13 protein-coding genes are annotated in these 12,717 nt (G+C 66.3%); all 13 read left to right on the forward strand.

Going from position 1 to position 12,717, the window contains the following annotated elements; genetic code table 11:
* Positions 1–162 precede the first annotated feature (162 nt).
* The 13 genes from hrcA to AB1446_04160 all read left to right on the forward strand — a co-directional run bounded on the left by hrcA (position 163) and on the right by AB1446_04160 (position 12,715).
* On the forward strand, positions 163–1,200 hold the full coding sequence (hrcA, locus tag AB1446_04100; GenBank protein MEW6546084.1) for a heat-inducible transcriptional repressor HrcA: 1,038 nt from the start codon (positions 163–165) through the stop codon (positions 1,198–1,200).
* Between the two features lie 63 nt (positions 1,201–1,263).
* Positions 1,264–2,859: a TCP-1/cpn60 chaperonin family protein gene (locus AB1446_04105; protein MEW6546085.1), complete on the forward strand. Its 1,596-nt coding sequence runs from the start codon at positions 1,264–1,266 to the stop codon at positions 2,857–2,859.
* A 15-nt stretch (positions 2,860–2,874) separates the two neighbouring features.
* Entirely contained in the window at positions 2,875–3,156 is a 282-nt protein-coding gene (locus AB1446_04110; GenBank protein MEW6546086.1) for an Hsp70 family protein, read from the forward strand.
* Between the two features lie 2 nt (positions 3,157–3,158).
* Positions 3,159–4,268: a molecular chaperone DnaJ gene (gene dnaJ / locus AB1446_04115; GenBank protein MEW6546087.1), complete on the forward strand. Its 1,110-nt coding sequence runs from the start codon at positions 3,159–3,161 to the stop codon at positions 4,266–4,268.
* The gene (locus tag AB1446_04120) at positions 4,235–5,053 is read left to right on the forward strand and encodes an RsmE family RNA methyltransferase (protein MEW6546088.1); all 819 of its coding nucleotides are present in this window, start codon (positions 4,235–4,237) and stop codon (positions 5,051–5,053) included. Before dnaJ ends, AB1446_04120 begins: the two co-directional genes overlap by 34 nt.
* Complete coding sequence (gene mtaB / locus AB1446_04125; protein ID MEW6546089.1) at positions 5,038–6,432, forward strand: tRNA (N(6)-L-threonylcarbamoyladenosine(37)-C(2))-methylthiotransferase MtaB; 1,395 nt, start codon at positions 5,038–5,040, stop codon at positions 6,430–6,432. The genes AB1446_04120 and mtaB overlap by 16 nt, the downstream gene beginning before the upstream one ends.
* A 20-nt stretch (positions 6,433–6,452) precedes the next feature.
* Positions 6,453–7,595 carry a D-alanine--D-alanine ligase family protein gene (locus AB1446_04130; protein ID MEW6546090.1) on the forward strand — a complete coding sequence of 381 codons (1,143 nt, stop codon included), beginning with the start codon at positions 6,453–6,455 and terminating at the stop codon, positions 7,593–7,595.
* Positions 7,596–7,609: 14 nt separating this feature from the next.
* On the forward strand, positions 7,610–7,954 hold the full coding sequence (locus AB1446_04135; protein ID MEW6546091.1) for a histidine triad nucleotide-binding protein: 345 nt from the start codon (positions 7,610–7,612) through the stop codon (positions 7,952–7,954).
* A gap of 154 nt (positions 7,955–8,108) precedes the next feature.
* Positions 8,109–8,285, forward strand: coding sequence for a 30S ribosomal protein S21 (rpsU, locus tag AB1446_04140; protein MEW6546092.1), 177 nt, complete (start codon positions 8,109–8,111; stop codon positions 8,283–8,285).
* Between the two features lie 118 nt (positions 8,286–8,403).
* Positions 8,404–10,131 (forward strand): FapA family protein, encoded by a 1,728-nt coding sequence (locus tag AB1446_04145; GenBank protein ID MEW6546093.1) that lies wholly within the window; start codon positions 8,404–8,406, stop codon positions 10,129–10,131.
* 106 nt (positions 10,132–10,237) lie between these two features.
* Entirely contained in the window at positions 10,238–10,516 is a 279-nt protein-coding gene (gene yqfC, locus AB1446_04150) for a sporulation protein YqfC (GenBank protein ID MEW6546094.1), read from the forward strand.
* Positions 10,517–10,532: 16 nt separating this feature from the next.
* Positions 10,533–11,714 (forward strand): sporulation protein YqfD, encoded by a 1,182-nt coding sequence (locus AB1446_04155; protein ID MEW6546095.1) that lies wholly within the window; start codon positions 10,533–10,535, stop codon positions 11,712–11,714.
* A gap of 26 nt (positions 11,715–11,740) precedes the next feature.
* Positions 11,741–12,715: a PhoH family protein gene (locus AB1446_04160; GenBank protein ID MEW6546096.1), complete on the forward strand. Its 975-nt coding sequence runs from the start codon at positions 11,741–11,743 to the stop codon at positions 12,713–12,715.
* The last annotated feature ends 2 nt before the right edge of the window (positions 12,716–12,717 follow it).

Raw genomic sequence — 12,717 nt, forward strand, 5'->3', positions numbered from 1 at the left:
CAGGGGCTGCCGGGGTCCCGGCGCCCGGATGCCGGCCCCGGCAGGCGCTGGCTGGCGCGGGTGGTGTGGGCGGGTGGTGGCGGCGTTGACAACATGAGCGGGCAGATGCTATTTTCTTGATGGGTTTTAGCACTCTGCTGGCCGGAGTGCTAAGGTGAGACGGTGGACGAGCGCAAGCGGAGGATACTGCAGGCCATAGTGGAGGACTACGTGGCCACGGCCGAGCCGGTGGGTTCTCGCACCATCGCGCGCAAGTACGGGCTCGGGGTCAGCGCGGCCACTATCCGCAATGAGATGGCGGATCTGGAAGAGTTGGGGTACGTGGAGCAGCCCCATGCTTCGGCGGGGCGTATCCCATCTGACCGGGGATACCGCTACTACGTGGACGAACTGATGGAGGTGAAGCCGCTACCTGCCCCTGTGGCCGAGCGTGTCCAGGAACTGTGTGAGGGCCGCGTGCGGGCCATGGAAGCGGTGCTTCAGCAGGTGGCGCGCCTCCTCAGCGAGGCTACCAGTTCGTTGGCCATCCTGGTGGGGCCCCATGCTGGTCAGATGGTGTTCCGCAGCCTGGATCTGGTTCCCATCGGGCCCGGGCGGGCGCTGCTGGTGGCCGTGGCGGACCTCGGATTGCTGGAGTCGGGTATGGTGGAAGTCCCTGCGGATCTTACCCGGGCTGAACTCCAGTACATCTCCCAGGTGCTCACCCGGGCGCTGCGTGGCCTGACGGTGCAGGCACTGACTCAGAGCGTATTGCGGGAACTGGACGCGGAGCTGGCCCGTTACCGTCAGGTGCTGGAGCAGGTCCTGGAGATTCTGGTGGCCTCGGCCGGCGAACATCCCTCCGAGCGTATGTACCTGGTAGGGCTGAGCGCCCTGCTTTCGCAGCCCGAGTTCCACGATCGGCAGCGGCTGCGGGCGGTGATATCAGTCCTCGAACAGGAGGTCCTGGTGAAGTACCTGCTTCTGGCCTCGGGGGAGCGAGCGGTGGAGTCGGGGGTGACGGTGAGCATAGGCCAGGAGAATCCTCTGGGCGAGGTGCGCGACCTGAGCCTGGTGTTCGCTCCCTATCGGGTGGGCATGTCCCTGGGACGGCTGGCGGTGATAGGTCCCAAGCGTATGGACTACGGCCGGGTCGTGGGGGCGGTGTCGGAGTTCGAACGGGTACTGAGCGATCTCCTGGGGAGGTGGACCCTCGTGTAGGGAGGGCGTCACCGGCCCCAGATTTCGCTCCTAAATCTTTTTTTTGTGCAGGGAGGTCTATAGATGGCGCTCAAGCAGGTGGCGTCCGGTGCCGAGATCGACGAAAAGCTGGCGGCCCTATTGACAAATGCCAACGCGGTGCGTGCGATCGCCTCCGCAGTGGAAGGCACCATCGGTCCCAAGGGTCTCAACACCCTGCTGGTTGACCGCTTCGGAGACGTGACCATAACCAACGACGGGGTGACCATCCTTACCAAGATGGACGTCAACCACCCCGCCGCCAAGATGGTCATCAACGTGGCCCGTGCCCAGGAAGAGGAAGTGGGGGACGGTACCACAACCGCCACCATCATGGCAGGAGCGCTCCTCACCGAGGGTGTGAACCAGGCGGTGAGAGGGGTACCGGTGACGCGCATCATCGAGGGGGTCAAGCTCGGCATCCGCAAAGCGATCGAGGAAGTGGAGGCCAGGTCGCGACCGGTAGCCGGAGTGGATGATCCCATCCTGCGCCGGGTGGCGTACATTTCCGGACGGGAACAGGAGGACATCGCCGACCTGGCGGTGCGGGCGGCCGCCATGGTGGGAAAAGAGAAACTCCTCGACCGCTCTTTCAAGCTTTCGGACACCGTGGTGGCCAAGGCCGGGGCGGATAACGAAGTGTTCATGGGGGTCATCGTGGACAAGCAACGCACGAACAGGGAGATGCCCAAAGAGGTGTTCCCCGTCCGGGTCCTGGTGGTGGACGATGCTCTGGAGCCCGAGGAGATAGAAGAGGAAGCCCTCGGCACCGAGGCCGGCTTTGGCCGCTACATGCAGTTGCAGGAAGAGTTCCGTGCCAACGTGCGCAAGGTGATCTCCCTGGGCGTCAACCTGGTAGTGGTGGACCGCGGAGTGGACGAGGCCGCGGAGGAAATGTTCACTGACGCCGGGGTCATGGTGCTGCAGCGGGTATCGTCCCGGGAGCTGCGCCAGGTGGCCGAGCATACTGGGGCCAGAGCGATCAAGCGCACCGCCCTGCGCAAGGAGCCGGCGGAACTGGAGAAGTATCTGGGCGCGGCGGACCGGGCGTACGAAGACGAGAAGCTGGAGCACGTGCGCATCCTGGGTGGAAAGGGCAAGCCCATGGCCACCATCCTGGTGGGTGCAGCCACCCAGGAGGTGGTGGGTGAGCGGGAACGCATCGCCAAAGATGCCACCTCGGCCGTGCAGGCAGCGGTGCGGGGCGGGGTGGTCCCGGGAGGAGGGGCCATCGAGCTGGCGGTGGCGCGGGAGGTAGAGAAGCTACGCGCCAGCGTGCGGGGGATGGCAGCCTACGGGGTCGATTGCGTGGCGGAAGCCCTCAAGAAGCCCCTTTCCCAGATTGTGGCCAACGCCGGTTTCAATCCCCTGGAGAAAGTGGGGGACGTAATCGCTGCTCAGGTGGAGAGGGGCTCGGATTCGCTCGCGGTGGACTGCGACACCGGTGAAGTGGTGGACATGTACGAGGCGGGGGTGGTCGATCCCACTCCTGTCAAGACCTATGCTCTGCGGGCGGCGGGAGAGATCGCGGAAGCTATCCTGCGCATCGACACGATCATAAAGAAGAAGGATGAGGGAGGACCCGGCCAGCAGGGCGGGGAAGAGACTGGCGGTTCCCCTGGGGGAGAGATGGACTTCTGACCTGGAGTGGTGGGTTTGGAAGCCGGCGATGACCCACTGGTACTCAAGCTGGCCCAGTACCTGACCACCGAGTTCCGGGAGCGAACCGGGGTGGACCTGCGCTCTGACCCGGTGGCCTGGGACAAAGTCCTGCGGGCGGCCAGGCAGGCACGCCGGCAACTCGCCCGCTCCACGGTATACAGCGTCTCGCTCCCCTTCCTCGTGAGGGGGAATGAAGGACCCCTTCACCTGGACGTGGTGATCACGCAGCGCCAGTTCCTGGAACTCATGATGGGGGAGGTACCCGGGGAGGGCTAGCTTTGCCCGACAAGCGGGACTACTACGAGATCCTCGGTGTGAGCCGGGATGCCAGCCAGGAGGAAATAAAGAAGGCGTTCCGGCGGCTGGCTCGCCAGTACCACCCGGACGCCAACCCCGGTGACCCCACTGCCGAGGAGAAGTTCAAACAGATTAACGAGGCGTACGCGGTCCTTTCCGACCCTGAGAAGCGGGCGCGCTACGACGCCTTCGGCGCGGTCGACGGTGCCCCCGACCTGGGGAGTCCCTTCGCTGGCATCCAGGACCTGTTCGACATGTTCTTCGGGACCGGCCGGCCCCGGGGGCCGCGGCCCCATGAGCCCAAGCGGGGGGCCGACCTGCGCTTGGATCTGGACATCACCCTGGAGGAAGCCTTCGCCGGGGTCGAGAAAGAGCTGGAAGTACCGCGGGTGGAGCGGTGCCCCATCTGCGATGGGACGGGGGCCCGGCCCGGGAGTCCACCGGTAATATGTTCCCGATGCCGGGGTAGCGGGCAGGTGGAAACGGTGTCCGACAGCCTGTTCGGTCGCTTCGTCTCCATCCGCACCTGCCCGGCGTGCGGCGGAGAAGGGAGGGTGGTGACCGACCCCTGTCCCGACTGCGGAGGACTGGGCCGGGTGCGGCGGGTGCGGCACATCAACGTCAAGGTCCCCCCGGGGGCGGACAGCGGTTTGCGGCTGCGCCTGGCCGAAGAAGGTGAACCCGGTGCCCGGGGTGGACCTCCTGGCGACCTGTACGTGGACATCCATGTGCGGCCGCATCGCTTCTTCCGCCGGGAAGGCGACGACCTGCACTGTGAGGTAACCATCAGTTTCATCCAGGCTGCCCTGGGCACCGTGCTGGAAGTACCCACTCTGGAGGGGTCAAGTCCGGTTAAGGTGCCCGAGGGGACGCAACCCGGAACGGTGATCCGGCTGCGGGGCCTGGGGATGCCCCGCCTGCGGGGAGGAGGAAGGGGTGACCTGCACGTACACCTGGACGTGCGCACTCCTACCGGGCTCAGCCCCCGGGAGAAGGAGTTGCTGCGGGAGCTGGCTGCCATCCGCGGGGAGGGCGTCAAGGGGAAGGACAAGGGGATATGGGGGCGCGTGAAAGAAGCCTGGAACAGCTGAACCCCTGCCCCCATGCCCGCTTCACCGTGGAAGCGGGGGCCATCCGGGGCGACGAAGTGCTGTTCGGACAGGAGGCGGCCTGGCAAATGGCGCGCGTCCTGCGTCTCGGGCCCGGCCAGGTGGTGGGGGTGATGGTGGAAGGGCGGGAACTGGCCGTCAGGCTCGAAGAGGTGGGGCCACGGCAGAGCAGGGGGCGGGTGCTGGGGCCGGTGGACAGGTTCACCGAGCCGGGGGTAACGGTGGCCATCCTCCAGGCCCTGCTCAAGGGGGACCGCACGGACCTGGTGGTGCAGAAAGCCACCGAACTGGGGGTCAGCTACATCTTCCCCGTTATCACCGCCCGAACGGTGGTGCGCCCCTCCGCATCCCCAGGGAAATTGCAGAGGTGGGAGAAGATCGCCCGCGAGGCTGCCGAACAGTCACTGCGCACCCGGGTGCCGGCCATCTTTCCTCCCCAGAATCTGGAGCAGGCCCTGGAGCAGGCCCGTCAGTTGTTGCCGGGGGCTACTCTTGTCGTCCTCTGGGAAGAAGAGCGGAAGGTGGGTTTGTGCGATGTGCTGGCGGGCGACGGTAAGGAAATCATATTGCTGATGGGACCCGAGGGAGGCCTGACGGCGGACGAGGTGGCCGGGGTGCTGGCACTGGGTGGCAGGTCGGCCAGCCTGGGTACCCGCATCCTGCGTTCGGAGACGGCGGCGCTCGCTGCCCTCACCCTGGTGCTGGCGTCCCGGGGCGAGATCGGCCGCGCCCCCGGGGGGTGGAGACCGGGGTGTGTTTCGTCTTGAGCGAGGGCGGGCCGCGGGGGAAGGTGGCCTTTTACACCTTGGGTTGCAAGGTGAACCGGTACGATACCGAGGCCATGGCCGAACTTTTCCGCCGGGCGGGATGGGAGATAGTCGACTTCCGGGATATGGCCGACGTGTACGTCGTCAACACGTGCACGGTCACGGCCCGGAGCGAGGCCCAGTCCCGTCAGGCGGTGCGGCAGGCACGGCGTCGGAATCCCGCCGGCCTGGTGGTGGTGTGCGGTTGTTATCCCCAGGTGCAGGGGGAAGAAGCACTTTCTGCCACGGGCGCCGACGTGGTGCTGGGAACGCGGGGACGGGGTAAGATCGTCTCCCTGGTGGAAAGGGCCCTGCGGGGCGAGAAGCCCTTGGTGGAGGTGGCGCCCGGGCCCGCCATGAGCACCCGCCCTGCACCGGTTACCCCGGAGGCTGCTACGGCTCCAGAGCAGTACGAGGAGGTTCCGGTGGTGGGCCAGGGTCGCACGCGGGCTATCCTCAAGGTGCAGGAAGGGTGTAACATGCGCTGTACATACTGCATCGTCCCCGCTGCCCGGGGACATGCCCGCAGCCGCGACCCGGGGGCTGCCCTGGAGGAAGCCCGCCGCCTGGTGGCGGCCGGGTTCCGGGAGATCGTCCTTACCGGCATCCAGCTGGGCGCCTACGGCCGCGACCTGGGCATTCCCGATGGGCTGGCCTGGCTGGTGGAGAAGATGGCCGCCATCGGCGGCCTGTGGAGGCTGCGCCTGAGTTCCATCGAGCCGGTGGACCTCACGGACGCGCTCGTTGGCACCATGGCTTCTCAGCGGGTTGTTTGCCCCCACCTGCACCTCCCCCTGCAAAGCGGCTCCGACCGCGTCCTGGCGGCCATGGGGCGGCCTTACTCCGCCGGGGATTACCTGCGCCTGGTGGAGCGGGCCCGGGAAAAGATGCCGGGAATGGCCCTCTCCACCGACGTGATGGTCGGGTTCCCCGGCGAGACGGACGAGGACTTCGCCGCCACGCTGCAGGTGGTGGAAAAGGCTGGTTTCATGCGGCTGCATGTCTTCCCCTATTCCCCCAGGCCAGGCACGGCCGCTGCCCGGTTGCCGGACGGGGTGCCCGAGAAAGTGAAGGAGGAGAGGGCTCGCGTCCTGCGCGAACTGGGTATGCGTCTGGGCCGGGCCTTTGCGGAGCAAATGGTGGGACAGGTGGTGGAGGTTCTGGCGGAGCGGGAGCAGGACGGCCAGGTGTCCGGGTTGACCCGGAACTACGTGAGGGTTCGCTTCCCCGGCGGGCCGGAACTGGAAGGATGCCTGGTCGAGGTGCGCGTCATCGGTGCCGACCCCGACGGTGCGCGGGGCGAGTTGACGGGCGTGCTGGCAGCTCCGGAAGACGAATAGGCTAACGCGGGGGTGGGACGGTGCCGCAAAAACTGCGGGTGGGCATCGTCTTCGGAGGACGTTCCGGGGAACACGAAGTTTCCCTGATGTCCGCTGCTTCGGTCATCTCGGCCCTTGACCGGGAGAAGTACGAGCGCGTGCTGGTGGGGATAGACAAGGAGGGCCGATGGCGCCTGTTGCCGCCCCTGACGGGACAGGTGAACCCGGTGATGCTGGCCGAGGCCATGGCGCGAGCACCGGTGGTGACGCTGGCCGCCGATCCCCGGGAGCCCTTCCTCTTCGGGTTACCAGGGCGGGACGCCGCAGCGGTCATGCAAAGGATGGACGTGGTGTTCCCCGTCCTCCATGGTCCCTACGGCGAGGACGGCTCCGTGCAGGGGCTCCTCGAACTGGCCGGCATCCCGTACGTGGGGGCCGGGGTGCTTGCCTCTGCCCTGGGGATGGATAAGGCGGTCATGAAGGTGGTTTTTTCCGCCCACGGTCTCCCCGTAGCCCCCTTTCGGGTGGTGTTGAGGAGTCGCTGGGAAAAGGCCCGGGATGCGGTGGCCGAGGAACTGGAGGCGGCGTTCGGTTATCCCTGCTTCGTCAAACCGGCCAACCTGGGTTCTTCGGTGGGGGTTGCCCGATGCCAGAACCGGGGGCAGCTGATGAAGGCGATGGACAATGCTGCCCGGTACGACCGCAAACTGGTGGTGGAGAAGGGTGTCCGCTGCCGGGAGCTGGAGTGCAGCGTGCTGGGCAACGACGAGCCCCTGGCGTCGGTGGTGGGTGAGATCGTTCCCGGGCGGGAGTTTTACGACTACGCCTCCAAGTACCTGGATCCCCGCACCCGGCTGGTCATCCCGGCCCCGGTGCCCGATGAGGTTTCCCGCCAGGTGCAGGATCTGGCTATCCGGGCCTTCCGGGCTATTGACTGTTCCGGGATGGCCCGGGTGGACTTCTTCTGGGACCAGGATTCGGGGGAGGTGCTGGTGAACGAGATCAACACCATCCCCGGGTTCACCGCGGTGAGCATGTACCCCAAGCTCTGGGAGGCCACCGGCCTGCGATACTCGCACTTGCTGGATCGGCTCATCGAACTGGCCCGGGAGCGGCACCGGGAAATGAGCCGTCGCCTAACCAGCTACGTGCCCGAAGAGGATGACGGGCAGGGAGCGCCTTGACGGAGGCGAGGTCCATGGAGGAATGCCCATTCTGTCGGATCGTGAAAGGGGACCTGCCCTCCCAGAAGGTCTACGAAGGGGAGAGGGTAGTGGCCTTCCGGGACATCCGTCCCCAGGCGCCCGTGCACGTGCTGGTGATTCCCCGCCGGCACGTGGGGTCGCTCCTGGAACTGGGGGATGCTGACGGGGATCTGGCCGGCGAACTGCTGCTGACGGCGGTGCGGGTAGCTCGCCAGGAGGGAGTGGACCGCGACGGTTTTCGCCTGGTGGTGAACACGGGATGGCGCTCGGGGCAGACCGTGGGCCACCTGCACATCCATGTGCTGGGGGGTCGCATCTTCCGCTGGCCTCCCGGCTGACGGTTGCCCGGCTTACCCGTGCGGTGGCTTCCCGGCTGAGGTCCCCGCACGGCCCTTCGCCGATTGACAGGCCCCTGCTGGTGCCATACAATGGCGGTGTTGGCGCGGGTGGCGTTTGCTCCCCGCGGAGATTCGTCGGGGAGGAGGGATGCAGGTGACCGAAGTACGCGTCGGGAAGGACGAATCCCTCGACAACGCCTTGCGCCGCTTCAAACGGGAATGTCAGAAGACGGGAATCCTGGCGGAAATCCGGCGACGTGAGCACTACGAAAAGCCCAGTGTCAGGCGCAAGAAGAAGTCCAAGGCGGCCCAGCGCAGAAAGCACCGTTGAGCAGGCCCGAGCACCGTGGAGAAAGACCCAGGCGACCAGTCCCCAGCGGGACTGGTCGATAATTTTGGTGGGACCATTACGCGCCGGGGGCGGGAGTGGGCAGGTGGTGGTAGGCGAGGTGGCAAGGGTCTGGGTGGAAGACGGAAAGGTGCGAGTTGAGCACCCGGAGGGAGGACCGTACCCGGTGGTCCTGCCCGGTCCGGGTATGCTGCTGTACGTCAACGGACAGCTTCAAGCGGGGCCGGTCGAGGTGAAGGCGACAGACCAGGTGGAGGTGCGGTTGCGCGATGAGGAAAGGGCCGGTGCCTGGCGCCTGGAGATTACCCCCGATGGGATGGAGGCGGCCGTGATCGTATCCATGGCTGTCACCGTTCGGCGCAGGCTCCGGGACCTTCCACCTTCCCCGCGGTTGCAACTTCAGGTGGAAGAGGAGATCAGGACCCGGTCGCCCCTCGAACCCGGGGAATTACGGACGGCCCTGGCCCGGGCGGGGGTGGTGTACGGGATTGACGAGCAGGCTGTGGACCGGGTGGGAGACCTTACCCGTGATACCAGACTGGTGGTGGCCCGAGGCAAACCCCTTGTGCCTCCACAGGACGCGCGGGTCGAGCACTTCTTCTCTCCGGAGGAGAGGTTGCCCGTTTCCTACGGGGAAGCGGCTGCTGACCTGCGCCTGCGTTTCACCTTCACCTCCGTAGCACCCGGCGAGTTGCTGGCCCGCCGGCACCCACCGATACCGGGCGAGCCGGGGACCACGGTACGGGGCGAAGCCGTGCCCGTGAAGGCACCCCGAGACCTGGTGCTGGTGGCCGGACGGGGGGCGGAACTCAGCCAGGACGGGCAGGAGGTGCGGGCCACCTCCTGCGGTCGTCCCATGTCGGTGCGAAAAGGGGACCGGGTGCAGGTATACGTGGTGTCGGAACTGGTACATCCCCGCGACGTGGACCTTTCCACCGGACACGTGCACTTCAAAGGGGACGTTAAGGTGGGGGGCAGCGTGCTGGAGGGCATGGAGATAATGGCCCTGGGCACGGTGGAGATCGGGGGAAGCGCCGTGGGGGCCAGGGTTGTGGGCGGGGGCGGGGTCAAGGTAGGCCGGGGTGTGATTTCCAGCACGGTCGTGGCCGGGCAGCGCCCGGGATGGCTATCTGCCGTCCTCCCCCTTCTGACCGGGGTAGTGAAGGACCTGGGGGACCTGGGAGCAGCCCTGTCCCAACTGTGGGAGGCCGGCGAAGTGCTGCCGGGACCCGCCCTGCGCCTGCTGCTGGAGAGCAGTCGGTTCGGGCAACTCGGGAGCCGGGTGGGGCAGTTGACGTCCCAGTACATGAGCGTTCCTATCCGGGAACGCGACGAGGATCTGGCGGCAGCGCTGAAGAGGCTGCAACGGCTCCTCTCTGCCCCCATGGGATTGCGGGATCCCCAGGAACTGTTTGGTCTCTTGCGTGCCCTGCAGGAAAGGGGTATGGAACTGGAAGGGATGAACCAGGAGACTGCTCCCCTCAGGTGTGGATACGCCATGAACTCGACCCTGCAGGCCACCGGGGATATCCTGGTGGCTGGCGACGGCTGCCATAGTACCCGCCTGGTTGCCGGCGGTTCCGTGCGGGTGGAGAAAGTGTTTCGAGGGGGCGAAATCCAGGCCGGACGTGAGGTGTGGGTGGGGGAACTGGGTGCCCCCGGCATCCCCACCCGGGTCCGGGTGCCGCATTCCGGGCAGGTGAAGCTGCGCCGGGTGGCCGAAGACAGCGTGGTGCAGGTGGGGGACCGCGTTTACCAATTCCTCAAGGAAGAACAAAAGGTGGGCCTGCGCCTCAACTCCGAGTCCCAGCTGGAATTCTTCTGGTAGTGGCCGGGCCCTAACTTCGTACGGGGTGGACATAAGGCGACGCGTCGCGGGGTGCTTGGGCGTGGGGTACGAGCAGGCGAGCATAGACTAGAGGCGGGGAGACTGTTTGCCGCAACGACAGCGCGGGCGCCTCTCAGAACGCGTCGCCGGCGTGCTGGAGTTGCCGCGGGAAGTGGTGCTCCACGTGCCCCGGTTGGTGATCGTGGGGAACCTACACCTTACCATTGAGAATCACCGGGGCGTGGTGGAGTTCGGCCCCGAGAGGCTGGTGGTGGGGGTAGGCGAGGGTCAGGTCGCGGTCGAAGGCGAGGACCTCACCATCGTCCGCATCGGGCGCGAAGACATGGCGGTGACCGGACGTATCAGGTGCCTGCGCTTCTCCTGACAGGCGAGGCCGCAGCATGAGGCTGGTGCTTTTGTGGCTGGGGGGCTTTCTGCGCGTCACCATCCGGGGGGCCGCGCCGGAGCGATTCGTCAACCTGGCAGCCCGCCGGGGGATTCCTCTCTGGCAACTGCGTGACCGGGGAGACTGCATGTCGGCCGTCATGGCTGCTTCCCATTTCGGGCTCACCCGGCCCCTGGCCCGGCGGTCCCGCTGTCGCCTGCACGTGGAGGCCAGGGTGGGCCTACCCTTTCTCTGGCGTAAGGTTGGCCGTCGACCGGGGCTGGTGGCTGGCGCCGCCTGTGCACTGGCCTTGCTGGCGGTATGCAACGCCCTGGTCCTGTTCGTGGAGGTGAGCGGGGCTTCTGCCGGACACCGGGAGGAGATTCTGGCCCTGGTGCACCAACTGGGGTTGCGTCCCGCTACCCTCCGTTTCACGCTGAATGGCCCCGCGCTGGAGGAGCAGGTAGCCGGCCGCCTCCCCTACGTGTCCTGGGCCCGGCTTACGTTTCAGGGAACCCTGGCCCGTCTGGAGGTGGGGGAGCGGGAGTTGCCGCCTCCTCCGTCGCCGCCCGCAGGGCCTGCCGACGTGGTGGCGGCAAAGAGCGGTGAACTGGTGTACTTTCTTCCCCTCATGGGCGTACCCCAGGTGCAGATCGGGCAAAAGGTAGTGGCCGGGCAGGTGCTCATATCAGGGGTGATTCCGGGGAGAAAGGTAAACGAAAAGGAGGTGGGGCCTCCCCGGTTGGTGGCGGCCAGAGGCGTCTGCCTGGCTCGGGTCGCTTATCAGGCCATGGTGTGGGTGCCCTGCCGCGAGGTGGTGAACCGGCCCACGGGGCGGACGTGGCAGGGGTGGGTTGTCTTCGTAGCAGGAAAGGAGATAGTATGGAGAGGGAAGGTCCCCTTTGACCTGTACGAGATGTCGCGCACGCGGGCGGCTTGCTGGGGGAGGAATGGAAAGCCGATCGTCGAAGTCTTAAGAACAACCTATCACGAAATGGAGCCGGTGACCTTCGTGCGCACGGCAGAGGAAGCTGTCCGGGTGGCACGGGAGCGTGCTCTCGGGCAGGTGCTGGCGGAGGTGCCGCCCGCCGCAGAGAGGGAATTGATCGAGGCAGAAGTGGAGGTACGAGATGAGGGAGCCACCGCTCGGGTGACTGTGGTGGCCATCGAGGATATCGGCCGGGTGGTGCCCCGTTAGGCTTTCGGGGAGGGATATGACCGGTATTGGACACGACCAGAGTCGCCAGTGAACGCCTGCGCCTCAACGACGCCCAGGACGCGCTGTACCTTTTTGGGCACAACGATGCCCACCTGCGGGCAATAGAGCAGCAGTTTGACGTAAAATTGCAGAGCCGGGGAAGCGAGGTGGTGGTGACCGGCTCTGATGAAGAAGTGGCACGGGTGTCCCGGCTGCTGCACAGCCTCTTACCCCTGGCGCGGGAGGGGACCCTGGACAGTCACGACGTGGCATACGCCATCCGGCTGGCCCGGGAGGGGAACGAAGAAGCCCTCGCCGCCCTGCGGGGGGACACGGTGATCGTAACTTACCGGGGCAAGGCGATTCGCCCCAAGTCGGCGGGCCAGAAGAAGTACGTGGAGGCCATCCGCAATCACGGTATCACCTTCGGGATCGGCCCGGCGGGAACGGGGAAGACTTACCTGGCCGTCGCGGTGGCCGTGGCAGCGTACAAGGCCAAGGGATGCAACCGCATCGTACTCACCCGTCCGGCGGTGGAAGCGGGCGAGAAACTGGGGTTCCTGCCTGGTGGCCTGGAAGAGAAGGTCAACCCGTATCTGCGGCCCCTGTACGACGCCCTGTTCGATATCCTGGGGGTGGAGGCATTCGAGCGCCTGCTGGGGCGGAATCTGATCGAGGTGGCACCCCTGGCGTATATGCGCGGCCGTACCCTGGATGACTCTTTCATCATCCTGGACGAGGCGCAGAACACCACCCCCGAACAGATGAAGATGTTCCTCACCAGGCTGGGACTGGGTTCGCGGGCGGTGATCACGGGCGACATCACGCAGGTCGACCTGCCCCGGGGACAGGTGTCGGGCCTGGAAGAGGCCCGCCGCGTGCTGGCGGATGTCGAAGGCATCGCCTTCGTCTACCTGACCGAAGAGGACGTGGTCAGGCACGAACTGGTCACCAGGATAATCAAGGCCTACGAGCGCTGGGACAGGGAAAAAGGAGGTTAGGG

The sequence above is a fragment of the Bacillota bacterium genome, assembly GCA_040757085.1.
GTDB lineage: Bacteria > Bacillota > Sulfobacillia > JACIYH01 > JACIYH01 > JACIYH01.